The organism is Aeromonas sp. QDB54 (assembly GCF_027707385.1).
Lineage (GTDB): Bacteria > Pseudomonadota > Gammaproteobacteria > Enterobacterales > Aeromonadaceae > Aeromonas > Aeromonas hydrophila.
On sequence record NZ_JAPCIT010000036.1, the window covers coordinates 1 to 26,727 of the forward strand.

Consider the following 26,727-nt stretch of genomic DNA (forward strand, 5'->3'; position numbering starts at 1 on the left):
CTCTGGAGCCTCGCAGAGGCCTCTTCGACATCGAGCACCTTCTGTCCACTGGCAATCATGTCGTTAATGTAGTCCGCTGCTTTCCACCCGGAAGTGAAGAGAGCTGCTGGTCGATCTTTGCTTGCCCACTCACATTCCCCGAGCATGACAACCAAGGAATGAATGTTTGCCAACCCGACGTTAGGAAGAAGAGCCTCGATAGCCTTCACATGCTTGTAGTTCTGACGAAACGGATTCTGGAACTTATAGGTGCTCTTGAAGATTTTCTGGGTCCACTGCTTATCCGATTCCTTGCCATAAATCCGGCCTTTATAGAACTTTGTCTCGACGACAAATATTCCGGTTGGAGCAATGACAATGTGGTCTACCTGCGTCGTATCCCCTTCTGAAACCACCAGTGTGACATCATCCAAAACAACGCACTCCTGCCCACATCGGTTGTGCAGTATTTTTGATAACGCCCACTCTCCGAACCGCCCTTTGATGTTTCGTGAAAACATTCTTAGAAAAGACGCAGCGACCGCTACCGCAAAAAGCAACCAGATTAACGGTTGGCTTATCAGTGAAGCCAAAACGCCCCCTAAGAGCTGAGAAATGAAGTTTTCAGGCATAAGTTACCCCTCAAAGTTATTTTCTCGTTAACCATTAAACGTCCAATCTCAAAAACAGCAGCTGACCGCCCAGACTTCACAGCTTCAACCTTGTTGCCGTTAACAAACCAGTGAACGCCATCGGTCCGGGCCAGCTCAAACAGGTAAGACATATCATAAACATGTTCCGGAATCACAAATCCTTCACCGGCTAAAATGCCAGCAGTAATGGAATGGTTGCCACCGTGTACAAAGCCAATTCGCCAGGGCAGCCATAAATCAACATAGTGATTGAAAAAGTCCTGCTTCCACGGCATTCCCTTGTGTGTACCTGTGACAGAAATATTGTCGATATATCTTGGTAAGCTCCAAGGCCACGGCAGCACCATGTCAATTGCTAGTGAAAGTGGATAATCAGAGCTGTTCCGCTCGTTCTCTTTCATCCTCTCAGAAGATTGCAACTTGATGAGATCGCCAAAGAAAAACTCATAAGGGGTCATATCCGGGCGGGCATCAGTCCCTTCTTCTGCCACGGCAAGCAAGAGATCACTCTGCAATGGCCGCACGATAGCACGAATGAGATCAGGCAGCGCCTTATGGGGTAATTTCACGGCCACCGAGAGTAGATGATCAAAGTGTCTTTTTTCTCTGCCGACAGCAGATTTCACATTCTTCGCTCGCTTCCAAAACGCCACTGCTCGCAGCCCTCTATTTGGGTGAAGTGACAATGTAACAAGAAAGCCCCTCGCGAGCTTGTTGTTCAGGATTATCCTGCTCCATGGCCGAGCGACAAACAGGCCTTCATCCTTCCTCAGCTGGTGGCCTATTTACGGCCACCGTCAGATGCTTCAAAACTGGGCACGGGGCACCATGGCCGCCGACCCAGGAGAGCCTGCGCCACTCTGGGCAGAGCCAGCCGGTGAGCATATGAGAGGTACCGCACAGCTCCAGCACGGCTGATAGCAGGCAAATCTCAAACAACGTACAATTATGATAATTACGATAAACCATAATTACGGTAATTTACCGTAATTATGGTTGTGCTATCATTCAGGAAAAATCGACGTCCTTATTTTGGAGAAATACCATGGCAAGAAAGCTGGTTGAATACGCCGATGTCGCGAAGGCAGCGCAAGCGCTGAAAGATGCAGGCAAGAAACCCACTATCGTAGGTGTCCGTGAGCTCCTCGATTCAAAAGGCAGCTACACCACCATATCCTCCTACCTCAAACGCTGGGCAGAGGAAAACACCCTGGAGCAATCCCCTCCCGAGGTTGAGCTGCCCCAGGCCATCATCGATGACGGCAACGTCTTCCTGAAAAGGCTCTACCTGGCTGCTCAGACCGCGGCCACCGAGCGCCTCCAGCACGAAAGAGAGCTCATGAACAGGAAAGAGCTGGAGTTGAAGGATGAGCTTGAGCAAGCCATTGAGATGGCAAATAACGACGCCGAACGAGCAGACCTGCTCGAAGAACAGCTTGAGAACCTCAACCGCCAGTATGCCGAGACTTACGCTACTCTCACCCAGTCCGATAAAGCTCTGTCTCTCAAGACAGCTGAGTTGGAACACGCTCTGGCTGACTTCGCAAAACTCCAAGGTCGAGTGTCAGAACTGGAGACCAAGCTGGGTGAAAAATCAGAGTCCCTCATTCGTTACCAGAACCAGCTGGAACAGGCCGAGAGTGAAAAGCGCTCCTTGAGCCAAAAATTGGCAGATACAGAGGGTGAGTTGGATTCCCAGAAAGGCAAAAATATTGAGCAGGCCGAGAAGCTTCGGGCAGCTCACGAACAAAATGCAAGCCTCAAGGAGCAGTTAGCAACATCTCATTCCCAGCTTGCTGATCTCCAGCGTGAACTTGCCGCCGCCAAAGCCCAAGGGAACGCCTCTGAAAGTGAGCGGAGCAAGTTGGAGGTGAAACTCTCAGATGCTCAGATGGAAATCCGTACCCTGGATCAAAAATCTGGCGTCATGACAGGCCAGTTGCAGGAACGTGACAACCATTCCAAGCAGCTTGAAGCAACAATTTCCAGGCTTGAACAGGAGCTTGCTGAGGCAAACAAGCCCCTTCACCGTGAGGAGGGCGAGCAAAAAAAGGGTGATTGATGAAGCGAAAGCCAAATTATTCGGAATCATGGCGGGAAAGAGCCGCCGACCTCCAAATCAAGATCGAAGCGGCCATCTTGCTGGCTGCCGCTTATCCGGGCGATGAGTCCTGGCTTTATCGGACGCATAACTGGGTGTGTGAGGTTGCTGAGGGCCATGCTCCGGAGTGGTGGAGTGATCTGGACTGCGAGGCTGTACTACCCAGAGAGGAAAAACGGGTTCATCTCTTTACGGAGGCACAAATGATGCGTGGCCGCAGCCACAAACTCGTGGCATTGAGCGTAACGCCATGAAGCCGTTGCCTCCAGATACACCTGAACAAGCCTTGATCACCCAATACAAGGGCAGCCTCCTTGTCGTCAGGGCTTATGCCGGAACAGGGAAAACAACGACTCTCGTCAAATATGCTCACAATAACCTGAATTCCCGCATCCTCTACATCGCCTACAACCGAGGGATCCGTGATGAGGCACGGGAAAAGTTTCCAGCCAATGTGGATTGTAAAACGTCCCACCAGTTAGCCTACGCCACCATTGGCCGCAGCTATCAGCACAAGCTCACCGGTAACCTACGGCTGACAGACATCGCTCAGGCAGTGGACACCAAGAACTGGACGATCGCAAAAGACATTTTAGATACCCTGAACGCATTCATGTCCAGCGCTGACTTCCGCATCCTCTACACCCACTTCGCTAGGGCCGATACCGGCAAGGTTCTTACGACGAAGCAGACCCAATATATTTCCCAGGTTGTCGAGGGGGCCGAGTTCGTCTGGAGCAAAATGACCACCCCAGAAGATCCATTCCCTACTGTGCATGACTGCTACCTCAAGCAATACCAGCTGGGAATGCCAAATTTGTCTCGCCGGTACACTACCATCCTGTTTGACGAGGCTCAGGATTCTAATCCTGTGACCAGCAGCATCGTGCTTCAACAACACTGTAAAGTCATTTTAGTGGGTGACCGCCACCAGCAGATCTATCGGTTTAGAGGAGCCAATAACGCCTTGGACAGCAAAGATCTTGCCGGGGTAGACCAGCTCTACCTGACACATAGTTGGCGCTTTGGCCGCAACGTAGCCATCGTCGCAAATGCTCTACTGGAGTTAAAAGGGGAGACACTACCGGTTGTCGGTAGAGGAGCGAGTGATCAAGTCGTTATGTTCCTCCCACAGGACGTCGGTCACCGGACCGTTATCCATCGCACTGTGATGGGAGTGATAGAGACGGCCCTTGCCGCCACGGCCAAGGGAAAGAAGGTCTACTGGGTTGGAGGGATCGACGCATACCAGATCAACGAGCTCCAGGACATTTATTGGTACGCCATGGCAGCTCCAGACAGGGTTAGGAACAAAAAACTCTTGGACGATTTCCAAGATTACGGCGAATACCAGGAGGTGGCTAAAGCCACCAAAGACCCTGAGATGTCACGGGCCATCAAAATCATCGGCTCCTACGACAGTCTTCCCGATCTTCTTACCCTCCTCCGCCTTAACACGGTGAAGGAGGAGTTCGGTGCTGATATTACCGTTTCAACTGCTCACCGATGCAAAGGGCTGGAGTGGGACAATGTGCAGCTGTACGACGACTTCCCTGATGTGTTGGACCCTGAGCTCGACATTACAACTCGGGATGATGAGATCAACCTACTCTACGTCGCCTCAACCCGTGCAATGCGGGTACTGGCTCTGAACAGTGCTGTTGAAATGGTCATTCGCTACATCACACATAAACGGCTGGTTGAAAAGCAAATGAAGCTTGCCGCAGAAGCCACCGAGGACGGCGCAACTCAGTAGCCAGAAAATTTCACATGTGAAATTTTTTTAAAACGCTCAATGCGCCCTTAATGGGCGCCAACACCTCTCTAGTTTCACACCTCGCCGCCCTACCATATAAAGCATGGGAAAATACGCGCGTGAGATTATGAAACAATCACCTTTAAGCATCCTGCTTGTCACTGCACTTACTCTGGGTACCTCACTCCCGGCTTGGTCATTGGAGAGCCAATCCAGATTTTATGATCGCAAGGAAGAGGGCTGGTTTTGGTACAAGGAAGATCCCCCAGAGCCAGAGAAAAAACCCAAAAAGCCTGAGCCTAAACCAGTGGCCTCCGCCAAACCTGTACAGGCCCCCCCACCAGCCCCAGCCGCAATCCCAGGGCCAGAAATGTTCTCGGCCAAATGGTTCCGTGAAAACCTGCCCAAGTACAAAGATCTGGCATGGGATAACCCGACCATTGAAAACGTCCGGACCTTTTTGTACCTCCAACGCTTTGCTATTGACCGATCTGAACAATTTTCGGATACCACTGAGCTGGCTGTTGTGGGGGATCCCTTCCTGGACGAAATCTCACGACGCCCCGCGGCCACATTCGCATCACAGCAAGTTGACCGAGATGCGGGCAATGCAAAGAACCAGCTTCTCAAAAGCGTCGCGAACCGGGTAGGCATCTTTTTCTTCTACAAGTCCGACGACGAATACAGCGACCTCCAGGCCCCGCTAGTCAAGATGCTTGAGCAGGGTGAGGGGTTCTCTATCGTGCCGGTCTCAATGGACGGTAGACCCCTCCCAAGTGGGCTGTTCCCGGCCTACAAAACCGATAAGGGCCATGCCAAGCGACTTGGCGTGATCACGTTCCCAGCTATCTATCTTGCCTCACCTGATGGGCAGTTCGCTCCTATCGGGCAAGGCCCCATGTCGCTCCCTGAGCTCAACCACCGAATACTGGTTGCCGCTAAGCGTAACGGTTGGGTATCCGACGACGAGTTCAACCAGACACGCCCGGTGCTTAACCTGGAGAACAATATTGCGGAGCGACTGGCCTCCCAGGAGCTCGGTTCCGATCTTCAAGAGCTTTCGCAGAGCAGTAGTGACAAAGACAACTTCATTCCACCCGATCAGTTGATGCAGTACATCCGGGGCAAATTACAGGAGCAATAAATGAACATAAAGCAACACACAAGGAGGAGTACCCTCGCGCTTTGCATCGCTGCTGGTACCTTGATGATGACGGGTGGAACTGCTGAGGCTCATGGGCTCCAGAGCGAGATGGATAAGCTCTTCGGCCAAATGAGCAACACCACGCCACCAGGCGTCTATGAGAGTCAGCGCCGCGGTGTGCTGGCTGGTGGACGAATCACTGGCAAGGCGAAAATTTTTGATGAAAACATTGTTGCCTTAGCGCCGCCCTCCTGGAAAGCCGGTTGTGGTGGTGTGGATCTCTTTGGGGGCTCGCTGTCTTTCATCAATGCTGATCAGATCGTCCAGTTGCTGCGTTCAGTCGCGGCCAACGCCAAGGGGTACGCATTTCAGCTGGCCCTGGATAACGTATTTCCAGATGGTGCTAAATGGATTGAGAACTTCCAGAAGAAAGTGCAGGCGCTTAATGAACACTTGGGCAACTCGTGTCAACTCGCCCAAGGCATTGTGAACGACGCCACCAGCAGCTTCGACATGCAACACAAAACAGATGCCTCTCTCAAAGCGACTACCACAGGCTTGTTCGAAGACTTCTTCGCCTCAAACACGCAAAGCACGGGCAAAAGTCCGATGGAGGAGCTCAAAGCCAACAAGCCTGCTGAGTACAAAAAGCTGATCGGGAATATTGTCTGGAAGCAACTCAAGAGTAACAACACCAGCACATGGTTCTCCTACGGGGATAACACCTTACTTGAGTCCATCATGTCCCTGACCGGTACAGTAATCATCGGGGACCTCATCAATGATCCCAATGCGACTGGAACTGGTGCGAAAACATCACCACTGACCACACTTCCTGGGAACAAAATTTCGCTGACAGACCTGATCTCCGGTGGCTCTGTTGAAATTTATTCCTGTGGTAGCGACACCACTGACTGCTTGACCGCGGGTACCTCTGGTAGCGGCCAGAAGATGATCGCGCTGAAAGGAATGCGCAACCAGATCACTGACATTCTGCTTGGCACAAGCTCAACGCCGGGGGTTATCTACAAATACGCAACAAACTCCGGCACTCTGACAGATCCGGAGAAGGCCTTCGTTACAAACCTACCTGGTGGGATGGGGGCGATTGTTCGCAACCTGTCTGTATTGTCGCAAGATGGCGCGAACCTCTTCGCAACCGAATCGTCAGGCGCCATTGCATTGGCAATGATGTACGGCTTCACCGAAGAATTTTTCCGGGCGGCTAGGATCTCTTTGGCAAATAGCCAGTCCCCTTATAAGAAAGAGGCACTCGATCTCCTCGATCAGTCGCAGCAACAGATACGAAGCGAATACACCGTTCTGGCTTCTCAATATGGCGACCTATCAAGCCAAATTACGAAGTACAACAACCTTCTGGACAACATTCGCAAGCAGAAATACATGCTGGCTACCTTGTCCAACCCCCCGACAACGAACTAAGGAGCCAATGAGATGGGTACGTTCACAATCTACTCTATCGGCGACTCGGCATTTCTTGAGCAGATTCTGATTGCAGTCTCCATGATTACCGGCACGGGGGATTTCGAAAAGATGGTCTCCATTGGCCTACTGCTAGGTGTCTTGATGATCATGATCCAATCAGTCTTTCAAGGCGCGAAGGAGATCAATATCCAGCAGATATTGGTTGGCTGGCTTATATACGCCTGCTTTTTTTACCCGACCTCAACAGTAACGATTGAGGATGCCTATACAGGACACGTCCGGGTCGTGGCGAACGTTCCTCTCGGTGTAGGCTTCACTGGAGGGGTTATTTCCAACGTCGGCTATACCATCACCAATCTTTTTGAGACCGGATATGGGGTAATCGTCCCTAACGTAACAGAAAGCCATTTTGCTGAGACACTCAAACTTTTAAATGAGGTTCGAAGACGTGCTTACGATTCAGGGGTTTTTACTGCGCTCAACGCTTCCAACGGCGGCGGCTATGTCGATGTTCGCCGCTCTTGGAACAACTACATTCGCGAGTGCACCCTGACCAAAGTTGATTTAAACCTAATGTCACTGGACGAACTGATGACTCGTTCGACTGACGCAGCACTGAGGTTCAACTCCCAGCTTTATGGCACACGCCTCTATCTATCCACTTCAAATCCAGATGGAGCAGATTACACCTGCACCGAGGGATGGGTAGCCATCAGCAATGCCACGGCCAACCTGAATAGCCCTCTTGTCGTAGAGGCCCTGAACAACTTACTTGGTATCGATCCCGCATCCGGGGATAACTCCTTCACCAAAATTTCAGACTCACTCCAGGCACTGGGAGCAACCACTACCTCCTCCTTTGATTACGTCAAAGCCGCCGTGCTTGAGCCGGTCTACTATGAGGCCGCCTCGGGTCGTTACCAGGACCTACAGGACTTTGGCTCAGCCCTGATGATCAATCAGGCGATTCAACAGAGAAATACACAGTGGGCGGCAGAGGGGACGATGTTAATGACCGTTGTTCGTCCAATGCTGACCTTCTTTGAGGGATTCATCTACGCCATCACACCGATCATTGCCTTTATCGTCGTCATGGGTAGTTTCGGGGTGCAGCTCGCCGGGAAGTATATTCAGACCATACTTTGGATCCAGCTGTGGATGCCTGTGCTCTCCATAATAAATCTGTTCGTGCACACCGCCGCGACAAACCAGATGGCGAGCCTGAGTGCTACTGGACTCAACTCCATGTACGCTCTTTCATCGAGCGGTGATGTGCTGCAAAACTGGATCGCAACAGGTGGAATGCTTGCAGCATCAACACCGATTATCTCGCTGTTCATTGTCTCCGGGAGTACCTACGCCTTCACCAGTCTGGCATCGAGGATCGGCGGTGGTGACCATGTTAACGAGAAGATGACCGCGCCAGACGTCCTCCAGCAAGGTCCATTGATGCAAGCTCAACCGGCGTTCAATCAGAACCAATTCAGCGGGGCCATTGCCAGTGGTGCCGAAGGCATGATCAGCACCTTGTCATTGGGTTCGAATATGGCCTCCGGGGTCAGCTCCGCCCAAGCAAATCAGAAACAGGCATCAGAGGCCTTCCAGAGCAACCTTACGCGTGGTTTTGCCGATGGAACAAGCCAAAATCAGACCTACTCTCGGCTCTCTAATATCGGTCGCACCATATCATCCCAAGGAACAGAGCAAAGTTCGCTTGTTGACCAGCAAGCGAAGAACTTCATGGAGAAGTTCGGGGTGGACCAGTCCCATTCCGATGCGGTTAAAGGTGCTGTAGCGATGCAGGCTTCTGGCTCTATTGATGGAGCCAAATTTGTCAGCATGATGATGCCATTTATCGGAAAAGCAGCTGGAGCCGCAACTGGAAAAGGGGGTGACAGTCCTGTTGATATAAGAGCCGGCATAACCGGTAGTACCGAATCCGCAGCGCAAGATTCAACAAACCGGACAGCGAGTGACGTTGCTCAATTCGCAAACGGCATCAGCTACTCTCAAACAGACAGTCAGGCACTTACCAACCAACTGGCCCAAGGTTTCAGTCGCTCGGGTGGAGAAAGCTTCTCGCATACCTGGGGTGATACCCTTTCACAGAATTTGTCGAAGTCAGCCTCGGAAGTGGTATCCGCCTCAAACAGCTTCAACACCATGAGCCAGCTTCAAACCCAGGTGGGCTCGATGAGCAACACGGACTTCAAGACGCTTGGTGGCGCAGTCGCTCAGTCACCAGCCGCCATGGGCCAGCTCAATGAATATTTCCGTAACGCTGCACCTACAGCAGTCAAAGATGAAGCTGCTTCGATAGAGCAGCGTTACCGGTCCTATGGCATGTCACCGGAGGTAGCTCAGTCCGCCGCGAGGATGACGGCCATGACCAACACCTCGAACTACGCACCCGGTCAAGAGCTTGGCGGATTCCAATCTGCGATACAGGCCTACAACACAGCTACTGGGCGAGATTCTGGCTATAGCGGTGACGCATACGCAAACAGTGGCCTCAGCACCCCGAACGTTTCTGGCCTGCCGGATCAGGTGCAAGGCGCAGTAGGAGGTGGTCCGAATATTGGACCTAATTTCCGTGGCAACACAGCAGCCACGGCAGGGACGAACCCGGAATCTGAGGTTGGTCAACTTCCAAGCACCAGCCCCATTATTCAGCAAGACCATCAGGCTCGCTCTGGCTCACTCGATAACAAAGCTCAAGACACGGAGAAAAGGCTATCAGCTCCAGAGGTTCAAAAAGCTCGGGACAACATGCTGAATGCTCTCCCCCCGATGTCCCTGTCTGCGTCAGGCTGGGGAGCAATGGATAACGGTGGTGATTGGGCAAGCCGCGCAGGGAAATCACTGATCGCTGGAGGTGAAGCTGGCGGGGCTGCATTCAATCAAGTGGCAGACCAGATGCGAACAATGACGCCAGAACAACGAGATGAGTTCATCGCAACCACACAGAGGGGCGATGACGCACTGAAAGAGCAGTATGGCTGGCAAGGAGAAGCCCTTGTTGGAGCCGCGAAACTTGGTCGTGGGGTTATGGGGGCTGCGGCCACAGGCTATGATGCTGCTCAAGAGTGGATGACGGGGAAATCAGACCTATCAGAAGCAGCAAAAGGGATGAATATAGAACAGCGAGGTGCCTTCTATGCCTCTGCCCTCTCTGCGGCGACAGAAGCCGGTGTCGAAACTACCCAACAATTTATGAGGCAGTACGGGGATGAGTATAAAGAGACCATGCAATCTATCGCACAGAGCCATTATGGTTTGAACCAAACACAGGCAGCAGTATTTGGGCAATCGTTCAGTACAGATAAGGGACAAATGGATCAAGCAGTCAACAACCTGAAAATGGATTATGCCGAACGCAATCCTGATGGTTCACCCATGACTGAAAATGGGAAACCCGTCTTGTCACCGGAGAACGAGAAGTTTACGGACCAGATGGTAAGCGTCTTGCAGAATGCTTCCAGTGCCGGGGATCGCGCTGGCAGCTACCTCACACCCATCAGGGGATACAATATTACAGAGCGAGGGTTCAACTAGACACAACACTAAAAAGGGGCCCATGGGCCCCTTTTTAGTCATCCCCCAAGCCTATTCCAATTCCTTTCCCCCAACGTGCTCTCTCAGCGGCGTCAATAGAAGTAGGCCCATATACCCCATCAATCGTATCCGGCTTCGAACCTTGCAGGTTCACGCCTTCGCTTCTCGCCTTTTTGATGGCACGAACAACCGCAATCAGAACCAGGATGGCAAGGGCAACTTGCCATTGGAAATAAGCCATCCCGCCCAGTAGCACGAGCGTGGCCCATATGCTTTTATTCACCAATAAAATGAAGCTGGCACTCCAGACAGCAAGCGGGCCTAGCACAAACACCCACCCCCACGGCGTATCAGCCATCATCGGGATACCCAGCAGCACTGACGCAAAGAGTAAAAGGTTAACCGCGTTTCTCATCACGCTCTCCACTTTCCACCATCTAACTCAATTGTACCACAGCCTCATAAAATGCAACCCTAATGTAGGCAAGTCCTCAAAATCGGCTACCAGAAATTTCACATGTGAAATTTTTCATGATAAACGGGGCGCTTACCAATGCTGACAACTCATTACATTCTTGAACACGTCAACAGGATCCGATATGCTATTTCACAGACCATTGCTAACGCTTTGGTTCCCCTCTAGCAATTGCAGAGCCCCTGTTCAATACCGTACATCTTTTCCAGCTCATCAAACTTTGGGTGGCACAGCCACCTTTACCTCATCAGTAAGCAATTTTCGCCACACTTAATAGCAAGTAACCTTGCTCCCAAGGCAACTTTGTCTTGGTAAAACATTATACCCCCCCCAAGAAAGACCCTCTGTTTCGAAGCAACACTCTCCGCAGTTTCCGTAAACGCGAAATTGCACTTTGTTCCAATGGAACATCAATAATGAGTGAGAAATTTGCTCGGTCAGAGCCTCAATACTTTCAGTTCAATCCCCCAAGAAACACCATTGCAACAACTGGTTAATCATCTATTTCAATTAGCGGTTAATCATCTATATCAATTAGCTCACCGTGTTGACAGTATCAAAATTTGGACTTATAAATGTTGGCGAAAAATTGTCACTTTATGACATCGGATCAGTTCAGAATATCTCAGTTAAAAAACTCAGTTTAGGCTTATAAAAAGATGCCGTAGGCACATTGGGGCACAGATGGATAAATCGAATGCGAGCAGCAATAGCTGCTCAGAGGTGCCTCGCGACCTCGAAAGAAAACGCGAATGGATCAAGTACCAACTCAAGATTAGAGGGCTTTCCTTGGCAGATATTGCGCGTGAGCACAATATCTCTCGCCAAGCTGTTTCGACTGCCCTGTGCCGCCCCAACCCCCGATGGGAGCATGAAATCGCCTCTGCGCTGGATATGCTGCCCTTCGAGTTGTGGCCGGAGCGATATGACAATCTGGGTATCCCACTTAGAGAGGTGGTTTGATGCAACGGAAAACGGCCTGCGCGATTTTGATGATCGCATCGGCAATATGGTCATCATCCACACACGCCATCAACCTGGCAGGCACCTCATTCGACAAAGCGGCCAAACGGTACAAGCTGGATCCCTTGCTGATTTACTCGATCGCGCTGGCTGAGTCAGCATCTGGCCGTGGTGACGGAAAGGTGGGGCCGTGGCAATGGACATTAAGGGGACCTCATGGCCCATTTTATGGACAAAACCAACAGGATACCCGAGCGAAATTTTTGGAATTTCGCCGCCTTTACGGAAAAAAATTCGACGTTGGGATCATGCAGGTCAATTTGCACTGGAATGGCAGTCGGGTGTCTTCCTACGAGGATCTTCTGGACCAAGAGAAGAACATAATGACTGGCGCAGAGGTGTTGGCAGAGGCGATCGAGTCTTCACCAGGAGATCTCGAACTAGGCATTGGTCGGTACCACAACTGGGACGACGAGGATAGGGCCAGAAACTACGGTTCTCGCATACTGGCTATTTGGCGCAATATCAGGGACTTGGAGTAACAAATGGATCTTGACATAATTAGCGCTCTGGATATGCGGTCCCTGACTATGGAAGATGAGACCGCCGACCCCAACGTCTACGAGTTTGATTACACACTCTGGAATCTGCTCAGTACGCTCTCGCAGTCGCATCCTGATATGGCAGCGAGCCAGTTCTCACTCAGCATGAGGACGATCGGTAAACTCGCATCGACCACACCTGCGCAACTCAAGGAACTAGCGTCAGGCGTCTGCTTGTCATTCAAGCTCAAGACCTCGGAATGCAGCATCATCAAAATTCTCGGAGAGAGATACGACCCGGCCATTGCCATCAGGCGCTCACTGGACGAGTTCGATGCGGCGTATTGGCTCTTGGTAAATCGGATGGCATTTCGGGATCTTGAGATCGCAAGAGAGATTTTTGGTATTTCGTATGAGCTGGCAAGTGCTGTTGCAAAAGCAACCGATAGCCAACTGAGGCAGATGGCTGCGACCACGGTAACACGAATAGGTCTGCGTTGTTCCGCATCCGTTATCGAAGAAATTCTTGAAGAAGGTCGGGAGGACATAACGCATCCCCTGCTGAAAAAAATTCAACAATCTCTGGGTCAAGGAGGATTTCGATGATCACTGGTGGTTCAGGCCTAGGGCAGTTAATTACAGCTCGACATATGGTGCTCGCTGGTTACATCAACTACGTCATCACATTAGAGACTGGGCTGACATACAAACAAATCCGCAAGCTACGGCAAGAACTGAAAGGAGAGGGTTTCACCGTAAACCAATCCAAATCGCGGGCAGTGAGAGGTGGGGCCACTCTGATACACAGCCATTCATCTAAAATCCAGGCGTCACTCCTGATGCAGTTGTACTCAAATATTGGTGGCCCCAGTGTTGTGCGATCCATTAATGTGGCGGCCTTGGGCAAGGCATTTCGGATGTATCATGCCATCCGCAAGGAAATCCCTGGGCTAAATGGCACTCGATGGGAAGCATTCGATATTAGCGATGCGTGGTGCCTGGCAAAGGAGCTACGAACTGGGGATGCAATGATGGAATTGTGCAAGCATTGCAATTGTACCTACTTCACGTCTTTCAACCAGAGAACATGTGTAGAGTGCCCCTACTGTAAGGAGCAATCGCCGCTGAAAGACAGCTTAGATAACGAAACTGAGAAGGAGTGCGCATAAATCTACAGGCATGTCGGCCATAAAATAAATAAGCGCCTGAGGCGCTTATTTATTTTAGCTCTTCACTGGCACTCTATATCGCTCTAGCTCCACGGCGCCAAGCCCTTTGAAAACATCTGGGCGACGGCCCTGTCCACTCCAAGGCACACCATCTTTAATATATTTTGCATTGTCAGACTCAGATTTACCAAAAATAATCTCATTCAAATACTGAATATCAACACCGCGGGCATACATATCAATTATTATTTTTTCGGCCTCTGCCCTTCGTATTTTATCAAGCTCATCTCGATTTTTTTGATCAGATTCCAGCTCTGAATAAACCGCTTCCAAACGCTCAATAATCTCCCTAAACTCATGCAGAGGAATCCCTCTCATTAATATTAGGACGCGATGTTTTCTTTTAAGCTCAGAAATAACAAGCTCACGTCTCTCCGATGCTGACAGATTAATAAATTCATTTTTATGCCCTTCCTTGCTCAAGCCTTTTTTTTCATCTTCTATATTATTTTTATTCATACCGAACCTAATAATGAATCTTTCAGTGACTGCTTCTTTGAATTAATCCCATCATTCTCAAGCGTCACAGGTGGAAGTACAGGTGGTAAAGCTGACGTAGACGACTCGGGAGTCGTCATTCTGACAGAAATTTGAAGAGAATACAGACCCAAGAGAGCAAGAGAGCGTAGCCTATCGCTACGCGCTTTATGGTGCATCTTAGAGAGCTCTGCATGAAGCTCCGGAAAAGCCTGAACCGAAATGTTCAGGTTTGAGATTTTTCCATCCCATTTATCTCCTGGCATAGAGACCTCCATCAGTTACAGAACAAAATATTAGCCGCAGAACCAGAATCCCTTGGCATTAGCAACGAGAGGGTCACCGGTCATAACAATCCGGCTTTTCGGGAAAAGCTCTTTTGCTGCGGCCATGTAAGCCTTGGCTCCACCGCCAGCAAGCAAAACCACATCAGCGTCCATGCCATCCTCCCGCATTGAGGTTCGCATTTGGACTAGCGCATTCTGAGCGACATTGAAAGACTCTCTATCCAAATATTCTTTGAGCCCCACCTTCTGACCAAACAAAAGGATCTCATCCTTTCCGGAACGGATGGCTTTCTCGATTTTTTCTATTCCTGGAGAGCCTCCATGATCCTCTTGAATCAACAGATTTATCGCTTCCAGTAGGACTGACATTGCTTTCAAGCTAGTTCCAGAAGAGTGATAACGAACTTCCCCCTCTTCCAAGGCCACCCAATCAACAGAGAAGAAGCCAGGATCGATGACAACGGTCTTCCCCTCCTGGAGGACCTCCAGTAACCCCTCATCCTTGGTCGAGCTCACAATGTCCATATAAGCCCCGGCAGGTTGTGGCACTACAACAACCGACTTCACTGTCACTGATCGCTTCGGGGTGATCTGGTGCTCCCCCTCTAAGCGCTTTTTCAACGCCTCCCGAAGCTCAGGATTCATGAACTGGTTCACCGGCAAACCCGTAACAAGCACATCGATTTCCTTTTGCTCCGACAGCAACAGGGCCGCATAGAACAGCGCTTTATATGGCTTGGTCGCGGGGTAATCAGCGTGTAGGTCCCGGTTCCAGCCTTGAAGACGATCGGGCTCAACCCCTGCCACCCATTTTTCGTCATCAATTACAACCTGAATGCAGTTCCCTTCACCCCCGGTCAACTGCTGAGGCATCAGCGCCAGAGGACCTGCACCAACTGGCAGGACAGTAGTGGTGACCTTTTCTCCCCGGAACCCCATAGCCATCTTCAAGTTCGAGTAACCAATATCTAAGCCCAAGATAAATTCAGGTTGATTCATAACACTCTCCGCTTCTTTGTTTAGGTGGCATTTCGGTGCTGTACCGATGGATAGCAAGGAGGATACAGTCCACCAAGACCAATCCATGCCTCTGAAACTGCCCAAAATGGGCTTTTTGGTCGCTTTTCAGTGATTTTTTTTCCCACCCCCCCCCTCTTACTCCTGAGCATCTGCACCAGGTAGCACCCAGCAGTCCAATTTCCAAGGCATAGCCTGGCTTCAACACGCACTGATGGTTCGACAAAAAATGAAAATCTGGAACCAGCCTTCTATCTATCTGGAAAAAAACACAAAAAATTTCAGAGCCATCATCCAAAAGTGGAAAAATGTGTTCAGTTTTCCAGATAGATAGATGACGCTTTGACAAATTCCACATCTGCGTTAGCCTGTTGCAAAGGGTTAGCTTGTATTGGAAAATTACGAGCAGTTTTCCAGATAGATAGTTATCTGGAAAGGAATTGGCCGGGGATTGGGAGGTTTGTTTGGCGAGTTTACCTACAACTAGATGGTTGGAACTACTAGAACCATCTCTAGTCGATGAGCGTTCTGAGATCACAGCGGATGTTCTATCGGTAGAGAGGGAACGATTTGTAACAGAGGTACGAAGTCAAATTGAACGAGCTCTCGCTGTGCTCGCCGTCGAGGCACAGCAGGAAGCCGATATGTACTGGGCCTCACACAACCTAGCGCGGGAGGATGCGGGTGAAGATGAGCAAGGGCGAATCGGCACCCGTATACGAATCATCGGAAAGGGTTCACTAAGCGCAGAGTGGTATCGAAACAGATTCGTCAGCGCAGCTCCGAATGAGAAGAAGCTCGTTTTTTCGACATACATCAAGAAGGGTAAAAACCTCAAGTACAGCATGACAAACTTCAAAAACGAGCCACAGTGGGCCCGAGATCTCATCGAGCAAGTAGAGTCCCGCTATGTGATGTTCAGGACACGGGCCGCAGCTCTTTCGAAAGTCCGTCGAGCGTTATGCGAATACGAGAGATTACTTAACAAGACACATAGCGACGGGGTATGACACAATGACCGCATCTGTATCGGCAACTGAACTGGCGAAACTGGGTAAATGCGCTTCACTGATAAAATCCGTCAGCAAGGGATCAGTTGCGGTTAGAACTGTACGTCCTGTGAAGCTGGGTAAAAGCTTGGCGACTCACAACGAAAACACCCTGAGGGGTGAGATGGCGCATTTACGATATGAATCTGCGGCACTACGATTCATGAATCATGCCGCGCAGGCAAAGCACCGGATCTATCGCGTGGTATTTTCGGCCACGGTAGCAATGGGATTGCTGACGTTACTTGCTGCATGGACAACCAACTAAACGGCACTGACGAGATATGACCAGAAAATCGAAAGACAAAGCTGTCGAGAAGCTGCTAATTGAGAAAAACTCTCCGCAGATGAGTCTTTTTGAGATAATTGAGTCTCCAGGCAAAGAGAGCGAATACTCAAACACAATTGAGCTTTACGATGCGTTACCTAAGTACGTTTGGGACACCAAGAGGGAACAAGAGGACTTATCTAACGCTGTCGTAACGAGACAATGCACCCTGAGGGGTCAACAATTTACCGTCAAAGTAAAACCAGCGATTATTGAAAAAGATGACGGTCGTTCGGTTCTGATTTATGCGGGGCAACGAGAAGAGATTGTTGAGGATGCTTTGCGCAAACTTGCAGTGAAGGGGGCAGGCCTTGTTATTGAGGGTAAAGCCTCGGTAATGTTCTCACTGCACCAACTTCGACAAGAACTCGCAAAACTAGGTCACACTTACAGCTTCTATGAAATCAAAGAAGCGATCCTTGTTTGTCGCGGCGCAACACTTGAGTGCATAAGCAATGATGGTGGAACAATTTTCAGCTCAAGTTTTTTCCCGATGGTTGGACTTACCACTCTCAACGACCTGAAAAATAAAAAACAGGACGCTCGCTGTTATGTGCAATTTCACCCGTTGGTGCACGAATCAATTGTTAGCCTGACGTATCGGCAGTACAACTACAAAATTGGTATGAATATACGCTCGCCGCTTGCGAGATTTATATATAAGCGCATGAGTCATTACTGGACTCAAGCATCCTTGAGTACACCTTATACTCCGTCGCTAAAAAGCTTTTTGAGCCAAAGCCCGAGGGAATTAAGTCCGAGGATGCCGGAAAACATCCGAGCAATGAAAAACGCTCTTGATGTTTTAGCTGGGGAACAAGTAATTAGCGAATATGAGGCCAATCATATTAAAGACGGCCGCAAGACGCTTGATGTAAGATATGTAATTCTGCCGCATGAGAAATTCGTAAAGCAGATGATGGCCTCTAACAAACGCAGACAGCAGGTTGAGCAAAAGGCATTGGATAATAAGGATATGAAAAACACAAAGGGTAAATAACCCGAGCATGACACTGCACATTACAGACAGAGCCAGCAGTGCTGGCCTTGTGCTCCCGCACCAGACACCCCCCCTGCCAACCCCCCTACGATAGGTAGGTTTGCTGCACGGTTTGATTGATCCACCGTTCAGACTCATCACCCCTACCACACACTCATGGTCATCAAACGTCAACACGGGCGCTCAGGCCCGCCTGAGGCGAACTCAGACGTGTTCATCTGACCAAGGCCCCGGCATCATCACGGCGCTCCTGAGGCCGCATATTGGCTATGAGCAAAGCGTAGGTGCAATCCACCAGCAACAAGACCGGGCCCCATTACCATTGACGGATCGGCGCTTGGCGCTGACCAGGTAAGGGGCTGCACATCATCAATCAGGAGGCCACGAAGTACCGGCGCCCAGTAAGCCGCATCGGCACAGATGCCAGGTAGGCTGGTGGAGCAGCACAGGAGATCCCGTATACCCTAAACCGACGATCTGGTTTCCGGGACCGCTTGCCCCCTGATAGGATTTCAAGACCGACTGACAGGAAGGCAGCGAACAAAGCAGATCAGTATGTGCACCGGCAATAGCCCAAGCAGTACGACGGTACCTTGGGTTGCTATGCCACTAAGTTGAGCAAGATCAGGTCCCTCGCTCGCTCGGGAACCGGGGTGCCGCAGGCCCCCGGCCGGGATCCCCCTGCTGGTGGACGAACTCCTGGGGCGCCGCCACCGGCTGCTGCCCATCGAGCGCCGGGGTGCCGCAGGCCCCCGGCCATGATAAGGGCCCGCCAGTACAGAGGGGTGAGTGCCACATCGACCGGTATCGAGTAACCCTTACGAGGCCATTGCCAGCTGGTGGATCCGCTGAAACTTCACTGCACCGCCCGCCCCTCCGCTATCAAGCGGTAGCCATGATCACCACCAGCTTAACCTCGAACCCGAAATGTCCGTTACGCCTTGGCCTGACGCCACTTAGTTAGCCATCGATACTGTTCGGGATGAATGCGCAACAGTTCCGCGATAACCGCTTCACGTTTATCGGCTGTCATCCGGGTAAGAAGCGACCTGACATCCGACATAATACTGTCACGACCAGCGCCTCTGGCTTCCGCCTTGCAATACCACTCATGTCCCTCACTAATATTGCCAAGCTCGATACAGACTGCACCAAGTAGTGTGCAGGGGCGAAAGTTGTTGGGTTGAAGGCGGTGAGCTTCGACACCCATGTTCAATGCGGCAGTATGTTCGCCATGGTCACGACACGCACCACCATGCGTGGTGAGAATGGCTGATTTCAGCTTTGGTTGACCCTGCCTCTTGGCTGGTATGGCACTCAGCAGCGCAATCGCCTCATTCGATGCTGCGCATTTACGCAAGTGTCCGCTGGCATTGACTGCACTCCATGGGTTCTTGCTGTTGCGGTACTCTGCTAGCCAGTGATCAGCTTCGAGTCGGTTATAGCTATGGAGAATCTCTTTTGTCTGGTACTCACGGCCATTGCTCTTGAGCCAGATGGTTTCAGTCTCCAGTAGCCGCGTACCTGCATCCAGTTTGAGAAGGATTGCCATGAGCTGTTTGAGGTGATGTGATTCGACATATCCAGTGACACCATACTTCACCCTGAGTGCTTGGTTCTTCACCCTGAGTGCTTGGTTCTTCATCCGTGCGATGTACTTGGGGTCACTCTCACGCTGAATCCGCTCAGCCTCAAGTCGCACACATAGGGCTTTCTGTTCGGCTTTATAACGTTCTTCATCTGCGGCCTTCTGAGCGGTGATCTCGCGTTGTTTCTGTTGCGCAAGCTCGTTTCGTTGCTCCTGTTCCGCTTTCCCTTTTTGGTCGAACTGCTCTTGGGAGAGTTCGCCGGTCAAGAAGCACAGCAAGGCATTCAACCCCCTGTTCAAGAGAAATTGTCTGTTAGCTGCTGAAATCGTCGCGCCTTGTCCGGCAGCGACAAGGAGGCTGTGCAACCTAGCACCGCCCGTGATCGCACTGGTAATATCATCCACCCAGAATTGTCTGGCCAGTTCATGCGGGGGGAGGGACAAATAATTCTTGCCATTGGCCAGCCCATTTTTGATCCGGAATTTTTGCAGGTAATCCCAAGTGGGATTTTGACTGGTCTTCTCTATATTAGCTTTGTCGTCTGGCTGAGCAGCCAAGGGCTTCGTGATTGAAGGTTGGTAGCGATGCACAATCTTTCGGCCCTTATAGTAAAGAGATTTAGAACCGCGCTGCTCCTGTTCTACCGCAGATTGGCGTCTGAACTCAGGGAGAGTCATATCGCCGTTGATAAAGCCCCCCAAGGCGTTGAGACCGTAGCTGGCTAGAATGTCGTAGCGGGGCGAAGTCAGAGGCTCATTCCTGAATATGGCTACGAGCAAACTATGGAGGTTATCGTCTATCGATATGGCAGCAGGAATGTCGTCGACACCGTAATAAGTTGCGAGATCCATGGGCGAGATAAACATCGAGCACACCCCTTGTGCAAAAAAAGAATTAGTACAATAGCGCCGCTGGATATTTACCTGCAATGGCTTAACGTTGGCACTGTTGCCTACAACAGTGGCTTTTATGTTAATTTTTGGCTTTCTGAAACAGGTTGCTGCAATGCGCCTTGAAGCCGCTGAGAGATGGGACGGTAGGTTTGCTGCACGATAGGCGATAGGTTCGTTGCACGATAACAGCTCGAATCGACTGCCAAATCACTCCAAACGGATTCATACAGAAACCATCAAAACACGTCACGGTATGCTTTACGTTCAACCGGAACAAAAAACACACATGAGGAGGTGTTTGCACGGTAGGTTCATTGCACGATAAACCAGGCAGTAGGTTTGCTGCACGATAACGAAGGCCAGTAGGTTTGCTGCACGATAGCAACCAGGATCACGGTAGGTTTGCTGCACGGAAGGAGGGCCTTGCTTGCATTAAAGCCTCATGCGGCTCCGCAACAACTGAATTAAGACCGAGGAATGTGGTTTCCAGGACAAAAAAGATGCGGGTTAGAGACGGTAGGTTTGCTGCACGATAGGAGATATGCAGTGCAGGCGAAGAACGGTAGGTTTACTGCACGATTGAAGGCCGACAGTAGGTTTGTTGCACGAAAACATCCAGTTGACGAAACCTGTCAAAGGTTGACTCATCAGAACAATGCAGAACCGAACAAAAAAAAGACAAAAAATGATGTCCATGAATGCAGCAGGCTGTGGATAACCATATGTCAGCTCGGTAGGTTTAGTGCACGATAGGCGGTAGGTTCGTTGCACGGTTCATTTTTCGAGCGAAATGCACGGTAGGTTTGTTGCACCGATGCGGTAGGTTCGCCGCACGATAAGCGTCTGCACGGTAGGTTCGTTGCACGATAGAGCGGATCGCGGTGGAAAAATGTGGATAGATCAACGACCTGCTGTGCAAAACCGGTGACGAGTTTGGAGGAGACGGTAGGTTTACTGCACGGATTCCGGTAGGTTCGCTGCACGGATCCAGGTAGGTTTGTTGCACGATAGATTTTCATAAACGTCAAGGATCTCACAATGTTGCGTCAGAACGGAGTGGCTCTATCCTTTCTTTAACCTTGATCGATCCCTTAACCAGATCTAAAGATCTTTTATTTATTCTGTGCCAAACGTCTCTGTGCATAAGGAGCTACCCAACCAACTCATAAAGCAGGCCGACAACGAGGAACAGCGCGAACAGGAAGGCCAGCATCGCAACCAGATGGCCGAGCTCATGAACAAACCCTTTAGCCAGTGCTTTCAGGGTGATGGATCTCCCTGTGATCCTGTGAACGATCCACTGATACACAGCAAACGAGGCCAGCCCGCAAACCACCAAAACCCCCACTAGCAAGAGAGTGTTCCCCTTAACAGCTGACACGCTCAGCACACCAGACTGGATACCCCATCCAACTATCTTGCCCAAGCCAAAGCCCAGCGCCAGCGCCACAGTACCGCGCCACAGGACAATTTTCAGCGACTGACCCCAAGTGAGCTCAACCCCCATACTCCTTCTTGCCGAGAAGCGCACCAGCGCTACCGATGTCACTACACCGATAACCACCATCAGGATGACGTCCAAATTCCTCACCTCAATATCAGTCCGAACTACAGGCCTCACGTCCAAACGCACCAGGTGGCATTTCCCATTTCTGTCCCGTTGGCACCAGCACCGGCAACACGTATTGTTCCATCGACACCTGATTCAGCGCATCAACATCCGAAATCCGTATCGGTGAAACACCAGCGCTCAAGTCAAGCACATCAATCCGCTTCCTTGAGACCGTCACGCCAAAGCTTTGTTCATAACGCGCAATCGCCATCACCCGTTCAGGCCAATAGCGTCTGATCGTCGCCCACACCCGCGGGGAGTTGTATATGCACATCATACAAGACGATCGACTCCACCCAAGCCGGTAGGGTACTGGTGCGCTCACGCGATGTTTCTCCAGCACCTCCCATACCAGTTCCTCAGGCCAATGCAGTACCGGCCTCCAAGCATCAACCCTCCGTGCAGTCCTGCCGTTCCTCCTGTCACAAGCATGGGCCTCCAGCTGGTTGTACTTAGCCCTGTTGGCGCTTTCCTCTCGCCGCTCACCCGTCACGAACAGGATCTTCTTACCCCTGAATCGATCCTGATTGTTCAAGGCCCGACGGCCAACATCGATTTTCAGAGCACTTGAACACCACCTGGTTTGAAGTGAGGGGGATTGTTGGGGGAAGCGAAGCCTAGTGGACGGTGATGCTCGCTGATGGTCCCTGGGCAGCACAAGAAGCCCCTCAGGCGTCTCAACGCGGTGTGGGAGACTGTAGGCATTATCCTTTAGCAGCTCCCCCTCAAAACCGCCCTCAAGCCACGAAAAGTACAGCGGTACCTGGAATACCTCTGCCAGCTGGTGGCAGTAGTCGCGCATAAACCCCCAATCCATCAAAGAGCTCCCCTCCCGGCCATCGACATCATGATGCCAGAACTCCACCTTCGAGCGGTCTACCCCCCATATCGAGCAACCTCAAGTAAGCAGCTATCGAATCCTTGCCGCCAGATAGACAGACTATGACGTGATCGTACAAAGCCAGATCTACTTCCGGGGCCGAGTAATACGATGTTTCAACGTGACAACCCCTCTTGACTGGGAGGCCGGTCAAGGCCCCTTCGAGAGACGGGATAACCACTTGGTCGTCAAACAGATCGCCCTGAACATTACCTCTCATAAACAGCTCACCATTTTTGCTTTACCGTTCTATATTTTTACATTACAGTATTATAAAATGCTCCTGTAATCAATGGGGAGCTTTTGACCATTACGCCAGGTGCACTACACGGAGCCATCAAAAAGCAATCTAAATGCCGCTTTTAGGGTTGCCTGGGGTGCTTGGCAACGCCGGGGTCGGTTAGGGCGGTGCGGATAGGTTGTTTTTAGATGGGTTTTTGATTGGTTGGCCGGTTCATTGTTCAACGAGAAGGTGACGACAGTGGAAGCCATAAAGCGATTCATCGTCTGGGTGAATTACGGTCTTGAGGGGTGGAGCATCTACGGCTCTAGCGACGATTGGAAAGAAGCCCTCTCCCTTCGCCTGGATGCGATAGAAGGGGGTGGCAATGACAAAGAGGATGTCTTCGTGACCGAGAGCAAACAAGAGCTGGTGGCTGAGACCGAATTGACAGAATGGAACCGGGAGCTCGAAGCGGTGTTGATGGCCCTAGACGATTGTCAGTTGGAGTGCGATGGCATGACTTGGGCCGTGAGCCACCTACTGAAAGCGGCCGGGATCCCCCACGACTGCATGAGCGGCATGGCGAGGAACGAGCAGACCAAAGACATCGTGACCCCTCACTACTGGATAGCACTCAATGGGGGTTGGGTGGTGGACCTTCGGCTCCGGATGTGGTTCGGGGACCATGATGAGGTTCCCCATGGAATCTTTCACCCTCTAAGCGAACCGGGCTTCTTCTACCAGGGTGAGTCCGTCCAACAACACCAAGGAATGCGGTTATCGAGGGCGGTACTGGACATGATGACCGATGGAAAAATTTCACATGTGAAAATTCCATCGCTACAAAGCGGAGAGAAGTAGAGTGGAACTGAACTACGACAAAGAAGTATCGGATGCACACTTGGCAGCTGCCGGTTGGGGGATGGACGCTTTCAATCATTCCAACCCTTTCGAAAGCCATGTCATCTACGTGCGAGACTATCGGAGCGACAACACCAGGCTGTTCACCATCAGGCAGGATGAGTTCGATGTGATCCGTGTCCCTGCCCACCAGCCAATCGAGGTGATGACTTCTGTCATTGCAGCGTCAATGATAAAGCTCGCTCGGGGAACACTAAAAATCAACGAGAACTCAGGGCTGGCTCACGCCTTGGTGGGCTACGCCAAAGCAACTCAGACATACCGCCAGTGGCGTCTTGTCGCTGGTGCAAAAGAGCGTCTGCACTTGATCCTCAATATCTACCCTACTCGTGGTGATGACGGACTACTCAGACCCATTATCCTGCGCACCCCTGAAACAGTCCTGAGCACGACCGAAGTTCTCATGACCGCAGCCCAAATCCGGGATGTGGATAGAGTTAATCACCCCGAGTGGTTCAAGACCAAAAAGCTCGGCGGCCGGAGGTAGTGATGAAGCTTGTTCTCTGGATAGGAGCCCTGATCATTGCCCCCTTCGTCATCGCTAAGGTGGATTTGTGGCGCCGCCGCGGCATCGGTGAGGCCTGGGGCTGGTGGGAAACAGAGAACATGCCTCATGAGCTGCGTACCGCGACTCTGTTCCTATCGGAGCAGGACATCGCGACTTCCCTGCCGGTGCCGATGCACGGCAGGGTTGACCAGGTGTACAAGACAAAGCGGGGGGTGCTCATCCCGCTTGATACCAAATCTCGTCCGATGACTCGCGTCTACGAATCGGACATCATCCAGCTCTCGGTTTACCGGATCATCCTGTTGCATCAGTACAACGTCCCCGTCGCCAACTACGGCTACGTCAGGACTGTGACTGAAACCTCAACCGGGGAGCGAGTCCGTTACATCAAGACAAAACTGCTCAGCGAAAGGCAAGTGGTCAAGCTATGGCGGCGCTATCAGTCGATACGCTCCGGCCAGGTGACACCATCCTGTACCTGTGGTGGTGATTTCCACTCAACATCACGTTGAGTGTTTGGTTGTTTACTCGGGCCGATTGGCCCTTTTCCCATGGAGAGGCATATGTGGTTCAAGAACTTGAGCGTCTATCGTTTCACCCGTCCATTCGAGCTCACTGCGGAGCAGTTGGAGATCCAGCTTAAAACCTGTGCTTTCACCCCCTGCGGTAGCCAGGACATTTCCAAGTTCGGCTGGGTTAAACCCCTTGGCAAATTCGGTTCGATGCTGACCCACTCAGCACAAGGCCACATCCTCATCTGCGCTCGCAAGGAAGAAAAGCTCCTGCCGACAGCCATCGTTAACGAGCTGCTGGCCGAGAAGATCGAAGAAGTTGAGCATGAGCAGGGCCGAGCCCTCAAGAAGAAGGAAAAGGCAGCTCTGAAAGAGGAACTGCTGCACACCCTGCTACCTCGTGCATTCAGCCGCACAAACCAGACTCTGGCTTGGCTGAACCCCGCAGAGAACCTGCTGGTGGTCGATAGCAGCTCAGCCAAAAGGGCAGACGATCTGCTGGCACTGCTGCGTAAATCCATCGGCTCCCTGCCTGTGGTGCCGGTGGCTCTCAAGAACCCGCCCGAGATCACTATGACCGAGTGGCTGAACGAGGGTAATCTCCCCGCCAGCTTCACCCTGGAAGACGAAGCTGAACTGCGGAGCGCCATGGAGGAAGGAGGAATTATCCGCTGCAAGAAACAGGACCTGATGACGGATGAGATCAAGCATCACCTGTCCAACGACAAACTGGTAACCAAGCTGGCCTTGAACTGGGGGGATACCCTGAGCTTCGTACTGGGGGACGATCTTTCCATCAAACGGCTCAAGTTCAGCGAGGAGCTGCGCGAGCAGAACGATGATGTGAGTAATGAGGACCCCGCGGCCCGGATTGATGCGGACTTTGCCCTGGTGACTGCTGAGCTGTCACAGTTTATCCCAGCCCTCTTTGCTGCCCTGGGGGGCGAGGAACAGGCTCAATAGGGAGATACCGATGTATCACGCTTTCGACCTTTTCAGCATCATTTCTCTTGTGCTGATTATTGCCGTAATCGTTATCGCTCTGTTCCAACTGAACAGACCGGCGACGATAGTTCTTTCATCACCAAGTTGGCTGATTGTGCTCATGAGCCCAGCAACAGTATTACCTCTTGTCCCCATCTTATTTTTACTGTGGATTGTAGGATCCTCCTACTTATATGGGGCTACTGCTGGAAACATCTTTGGGTTCATTTTTACAGGCTTCTGCTGCTACGCATTTCACGCGATCCTGCACAAAGGAGCGAGAGTTTTCATGTCAAAACCGGTTCGGGAGTTGCAGTGGTGGATCGACTACCGTGGCAACTTCCATCCGCACTTAATCGTCATGAATAACACTGACAGAACACATTTCAGCAAGAGGAAGGAGAAAGCGTTAAGCCTGCTGGCCGACATTGAGGAAGCTGGTCCATTTGGCAGACCCATTGTAGTGAAAACGCCGTTCAAGCTTGATTACCTGTCAGCCCGTTTGGCTAGACAGGGGTGGAAGATAGCAGGGCCGACGCATGATCATTCTTTGCGCTAGTTGATCAAGTATCGATCAGTTGAGCGGCGCCAAGTACGATTTTAA

At 51.2% G+C, this 26,727-nt stretch carries 27 protein-coding genes and 1 pseudogene; 18 read left to right on the top strand and 10 right to left on the bottom strand.

From position 1 onward, the window contains the following. The coding region (locus PG881_RS22220; RefSeq protein WP_270802923.1) for a nuclease-related domain-containing protein at positions 1 to 611 on the bottom strand (611 nt) is incomplete at its 3' end. Next, positions 581 to 1,258 carry a DUF6710 family protein gene (locus PG881_RS22225; protein WP_270802925.1) on the bottom strand — a complete coding sequence of 226 codons (678 nt, stop codon included), beginning with the start codon at positions 1,256 to 1,258 and terminating at the stop codon, positions 581 to 583. The genes PG881_RS22225 and PG881_RS22220, both read right to left, overlap by 31 nt. 419 nt (positions 1,259 to 1,677) lie before the next feature. Here PG881_RS22225 and PG881_RS22230 point away from each other — a divergent pair, with 419 nt between their 5' ends. The 6 genes from PG881_RS22230 (at position 1,678) to PG881_RS22255 (ending at position 10,634) form a co-directional block, all read left to right on the top strand. Continuing rightward, the gene (locus PG881_RS22230; protein WP_270802927.1) at positions 1,678 to 2,694 is read left to right on the top strand and encodes a DNA-binding protein; all 1,017 of its coding nucleotides are present in this window, start codon (positions 1,678 to 1,680) and stop codon (positions 2,692 to 2,694) included. Beyond that, positions 2,694 to 2,987, top strand: a complete 294-nt coding sequence (locus PG881_RS22235; RefSeq protein WP_270802929.1) for a hypothetical protein — start codon at positions 2,694 to 2,696, stop codon at positions 2,985 to 2,987. The genes PG881_RS22230 and PG881_RS22235 overlap by 1 nt, the downstream gene beginning before the upstream one ends. Then, on the top strand, positions 2,984 to 4,489 hold the full coding sequence (locus PG881_RS22240; protein ID WP_270802931.1) for a UvrD-helicase domain-containing protein: 1,506 nt from the start codon (positions 2,984 to 2,986) through the stop codon (positions 4,487 to 4,489). The genes PG881_RS22235 and PG881_RS22240 overlap by 4 nt, the downstream gene beginning before the upstream one ends. Before the next feature lie 127 nt (positions 4,490 to 4,616). After that, positions 4,617 to 5,633, top strand: a complete 1,017-nt coding sequence (gene traF / locus PG881_RS22245; protein WP_442866405.1) for a conjugal transfer protein TraF — start codon at positions 4,617 to 4,619, stop codon at positions 5,631 to 5,633. Beyond that, complete coding sequence (locus PG881_RS22250; RefSeq protein ID WP_130627565.1) at positions 5,634 to 7,076, top strand: conjugal transfer protein TraH; 1,443 nt, start codon at positions 5,634 to 5,636, stop codon at positions 7,074 to 7,076. A 12-nt stretch (positions 7,077 to 7,088) separates the two neighbouring features. After that, positions 7,089 to 10,634 carry a conjugal transfer protein TraG N-terminal domain-containing protein gene (locus PG881_RS22255; RefSeq protein ID WP_270802935.1) on the top strand — a complete coding sequence of 1,182 codons (3,546 nt, stop codon included), beginning with the start codon at positions 7,089 to 7,091 and terminating at the stop codon, positions 10,632 to 10,634. Between the two features lie 34 nt (positions 10,635 to 10,668). Here the strand turns inward: PG881_RS22255 and PG881_RS22260 are convergent, their stop codons facing one another. Further along, entirely contained in the window at positions 10,669 to 11,049 is a 381-nt protein-coding gene (locus tag PG881_RS22260) for a hypothetical protein (protein ID WP_130627569.1), read from the bottom strand. Between the two features lie 744 nt (positions 11,050 to 11,793). On the opposite strand from PG881_RS22260, the gene PG881_RS22265 reads away from it, so the two are divergent. Genes PG881_RS22265 through PG881_RS22280 form a run of 4 tightly spaced genes read left to right on the top strand, consistent with a single transcriptional unit; the run spans position 11,794 to position 13,783 of the window. Next, positions 11,794 to 12,072: a helix-turn-helix domain-containing protein gene (locus PG881_RS22265; RefSeq protein ID WP_270802938.1), complete on the top strand. Its 279-nt coding sequence runs from the start codon at positions 11,794 to 11,796 to the stop codon at positions 12,070 to 12,072. After that, on the top strand, positions 12,072 to 12,614 hold the full coding sequence (locus tag PG881_RS22270; protein ID WP_130627570.1) for a transglycosylase SLT domain-containing protein: 543 nt from the start codon (positions 12,072 to 12,074) through the stop codon (positions 12,612 to 12,614). The genes PG881_RS22265 and PG881_RS22270 overlap by 1 nt, the downstream gene beginning before the upstream one ends. A 3-nt stretch (positions 12,615 to 12,617) precedes the next feature. Beyond that, on the top strand, positions 12,618 to 13,220 hold the full coding sequence (locus PG881_RS22275) for a transcriptional regulator (RefSeq protein ID WP_270802941.1): 603 nt from the start codon (positions 12,618 to 12,620) through the stop codon (positions 13,218 to 13,220). After that, positions 13,217 to 13,783 (top strand): FlhC family transcriptional regulator, encoded by a 567-nt coding sequence (locus PG881_RS22280; protein WP_130627571.1) that lies wholly within the window; start codon positions 13,217 to 13,219, stop codon positions 13,781 to 13,783. The genes PG881_RS22275 and PG881_RS22280 overlap by 4 nt, the downstream gene beginning before the upstream one ends. Positions 13,784 to 13,837: 54 nt before the next feature. On the opposite strand, the gene PG881_RS22285 is transcribed toward PG881_RS22280, so the two are convergent. Genes PG881_RS22285 through PG881_RS22295 form a run of 3 tightly spaced genes read right to left on the bottom strand, consistent with a single transcriptional unit; the run spans position 13,838 to position 15,606 of the window. After that, positions 13,838 to 14,302, bottom strand: a complete 465-nt coding sequence (locus tag PG881_RS22285; protein WP_130627572.1) for a DNA-binding protein — start codon at positions 14,300 to 14,302, stop codon at positions 13,838 to 13,840. Continuing rightward, on the bottom strand, positions 14,299 to 14,586 hold the full coding sequence (locus PG881_RS22290; RefSeq protein ID WP_130627573.1) for a hypothetical protein: 288 nt from the start codon (positions 14,584 to 14,586) through the stop codon (positions 14,299 to 14,301). The genes PG881_RS22285 and PG881_RS22290 overlap by 4 nt, the downstream gene beginning before the upstream one ends. A gap of 30 nt (positions 14,587 to 14,616) precedes the next feature. Further along, positions 14,617 to 15,606, bottom strand: coding sequence for a ParM/StbA family protein (locus tag PG881_RS22295; RefSeq protein WP_130627574.1), 990 nt, complete (start codon positions 15,604 to 15,606; stop codon positions 14,617 to 14,619). A gap of 629 nt (positions 15,607 to 16,235) precedes the next feature. Between PG881_RS22295 and mobI the strand changes: the two genes are divergently transcribed. From mobI to PG881_RS22310, 3 genes are read left to right on the top strand one after another with little or no spacing between them, the layout of a single operon-like run. Next, a complete protein-coding gene (gene mobI, locus PG881_RS22300) occupies positions 16,236 to 16,634 on the top strand; it encodes a conjugative transfer protein MobI(A/C) (RefSeq protein WP_232048277.1) in 399 nt (132 codons plus the stop codon). 4 nt (positions 16,635 to 16,638) lie between these two features. Beyond that, positions 16,639 to 16,941, top strand: a complete 303-nt coding sequence (locus PG881_RS22305; RefSeq protein WP_130627576.1) for a hypothetical protein — start codon at positions 16,639 to 16,641, stop codon at positions 16,939 to 16,941. A 16-nt stretch (positions 16,942 to 16,957) separates the two neighbouring features. Further along, entirely contained in the window at positions 16,958 to 18,001 is a 1,044-nt protein-coding gene (locus PG881_RS22310; protein ID WP_130627534.1) for a plasmid replication protein, read from the top strand. 934 nt (positions 18,002 to 18,935) lie between these two features. Here the strand turns inward: PG881_RS22310 and PG881_RS22315 are convergent. The 4 genes and pseudogenes from PG881_RS22315 to PG881_RS22330 all read right to left on the bottom strand — a co-directional run. Further along, a complete protein-coding gene (locus tag PG881_RS22315; RefSeq protein ID WP_232048278.1) occupies positions 18,936 to 20,456 on the bottom strand; it encodes a hypothetical protein in 1,521 nt (506 codons plus the stop codon). Between the two features lie 1,177 nt (positions 20,457 to 21,633). Further along, on the bottom strand, positions 21,634 to 22,074 hold the full coding sequence (locus PG881_RS22320; protein WP_130627535.1) for a hypothetical protein: 441 nt from the start codon (positions 22,072 to 22,074) through the stop codon (positions 21,634 to 21,636). 7 nt (positions 22,075 to 22,081) lie between these two features. After that, complete coding sequence (locus tag PG881_RS22325; protein ID WP_270802955.1) at positions 22,082 to 22,306, bottom strand: hypothetical protein; 225 nt, start codon at positions 22,304 to 22,306, stop codon at positions 22,082 to 22,084. A gap of 114 nt (positions 22,307 to 22,420) precedes the next feature. After that, positions 22,421 to 22,912, bottom strand: a pseudogene (locus PG881_RS22330) (phosphoadenosine phosphosulfate reductase domain-containing protein); the annotation flags it as partial. 544 nt (positions 22,913 to 23,456) lie between these two features. On the opposite strand from PG881_RS22330, the gene PG881_RS22335 reads away from it, so the two are divergent. The 5 genes from PG881_RS22335 to PG881_RS22355 are packed head-to-tail and all read left to right on the top strand — an operon-like array spanning position 23,457 to position 26,682. Next, positions 23,457 to 24,059: a hypothetical protein gene (locus tag PG881_RS22335; protein ID WP_232098437.1), complete on the top strand. Its 603-nt coding sequence runs from the start codon at positions 23,457 to 23,459 to the stop codon at positions 24,057 to 24,059. Position 24,060: 1 nt separating this feature from the next. Further along, positions 24,061 to 24,606, top strand: a complete 546-nt coding sequence (locus tag PG881_RS22340) for a hypothetical protein (RefSeq protein ID WP_130627536.1) — start codon at positions 24,061 to 24,063, stop codon at positions 24,604 to 24,606. A 2-nt stretch (positions 24,607 to 24,608) separates the two neighbouring features. Further along, positions 24,609 to 25,139: a hypothetical protein gene (locus PG881_RS22345; RefSeq protein WP_130627537.1), complete on the top strand. Its 531-nt coding sequence runs from the start codon at positions 24,609 to 24,611 to the stop codon at positions 25,137 to 25,139. Between the two features lie 51 nt (positions 25,140 to 25,190). Beyond that, positions 25,191 to 26,102 (top strand): recombination-associated protein RdgC, encoded by a 912-nt coding sequence (gene rdgC, locus PG881_RS22350; RefSeq protein ID WP_270802950.1) that lies wholly within the window; start codon positions 25,191 to 25,193, stop codon positions 26,100 to 26,102. Between the two features lie 10 nt (positions 26,103 to 26,112). Then, positions 26,113 to 26,682 (top strand): hypothetical protein, encoded by a 570-nt coding sequence (locus tag PG881_RS22355; RefSeq protein ID WP_270802952.1) that lies wholly within the window; start codon positions 26,113 to 26,115, stop codon positions 26,680 to 26,682. The last annotated feature ends 45 nt before the right edge of the window (positions 26,683 to 26,727 follow it).

What these genes read in the sequence shown, in the direction of transcription:
- PG881_RS22270 (WP_130627570.1), top strand. Translation starts at nt 12,072, where the DNA reads ATGCAACGGAAAACGGCCTGCGCGATTTTGATGATCGCATCGGCAATA.
- PG881_RS22315 (WP_232048278.1), bottom strand. Translation starts at nt 20,456, where the DNA reads ATGTTTATCTCGCCCATGGATCTCGCAACTTATTACGGTGTCGACGAC.
- PG881_RS22250 (WP_130627565.1), top strand. Translation starts at nt 5,634, where the DNA reads ATGAACATAAAGCAACACACAAGGAGGAGTACCCTCGCGCTTTGCATC.
- PG881_RS22240 (WP_270802931.1), top strand. Translation starts at nt 2,984, where the DNA reads ATGAAGCCGTTGCCTCCAGATACACCTGAACAAGCCTTGATCACCCAA.
- traF (WP_442866405.1), top strand. Translation starts at nt 4,617, where the DNA reads ATGAAACAATCACCTTTAAGCATCCTGCTTGTCACTGCACTTACTCTG.
- PG881_RS22355 (WP_270802952.1), top strand. Translation starts at nt 26,113, where the DNA reads ATGTATCACGCTTTCGACCTTTTCAGCATCATTTCTCTTGTGCTGATT.
- PG881_RS22280 (WP_130627571.1), top strand. Translation starts at nt 13,217, where the DNA reads ATGATCACTGGTGGTTCAGGCCTAGGGCAGTTAATTACAGCTCGACAT.
- PG881_RS22235 (WP_270802929.1), top strand. Translation starts at nt 2,694, where the DNA reads ATGAAGCGAAAGCCAAATTATTCGGAATCATGGCGGGAAAGAGCCGCC.
- rdgC (WP_270802950.1), top strand. Translation starts at nt 25,191, where the DNA reads ATGTGGTTCAAGAACTTGAGCGTCTATCGTTTCACCCGTCCATTCGAG.
- PG881_RS22310 (WP_130627534.1), top strand. Translation starts at nt 16,958, where the DNA reads ATGACCAGAAAATCGAAAGACAAAGCTGTCGAGAAGCTGCTAATTGAG.
- PG881_RS22325 (WP_270802955.1), bottom strand. Translation starts at nt 22,306, where the DNA reads ATGGCGATTGCGCGTTATGAACAAAGCTTTGGCGTGACGGTCTCAAGG.
- PG881_RS22255 (WP_270802935.1), top strand. Translation starts at nt 7,089, where the DNA reads ATGGGTACGTTCACAATCTACTCTATCGGCGACTCGGCATTTCTTGAG.
- PG881_RS22265 (WP_270802938.1), top strand. Translation starts at nt 11,794, where the DNA reads ATGGATAAATCGAATGCGAGCAGCAATAGCTGCTCAGAGGTGCCTCGC.
- PG881_RS22345 (WP_130627537.1), top strand. Translation starts at nt 24,609, where the DNA reads ATGAAGCTTGTTCTCTGGATAGGAGCCCTGATCATTGCCCCCTTCGTC.
- PG881_RS22295 (WP_130627574.1), bottom strand. Translation starts at nt 15,606, where the DNA reads ATGAATCAACCTGAATTTATCTTGGGCTTAGATATTGGTTACTCGAAC.
- PG881_RS22305 (WP_130627576.1), top strand. Translation starts at nt 16,639, where the DNA reads ATGACCGCATCTGTATCGGCAACTGAACTGGCGAAACTGGGTAAATGC.
- PG881_RS22290 (WP_130627573.1), bottom strand. Translation starts at nt 14,586, where the DNA reads ATGCCAGGAGATAAATGGGATGGAAAAATCTCAAACCTGAACATTTCG.
- PG881_RS22275 (WP_270802941.1), top strand. Translation starts at nt 12,618, where the DNA reads ATGGATCTTGACATAATTAGCGCTCTGGATATGCGGTCCCTGACTATG.
- PG881_RS22285 (WP_130627572.1), bottom strand. Translation starts at nt 14,302, where the DNA reads ATGAATAAAAATAATATAGAAGATGAAAAAAAAGGCTTGAGCAAGGAA.
- PG881_RS22260 (WP_130627569.1), bottom strand. Translation starts at nt 11,049, where the DNA reads ATGAGAAACGCGGTTAACCTTTTACTCTTTGCGTCAGTGCTGCTGGGT.
- PG881_RS22230 (WP_270802927.1), top strand. Translation starts at nt 1,678, where the DNA reads ATGGCAAGAAAGCTGGTTGAATACGCCGATGTCGCGAAGGCAGCGCAA.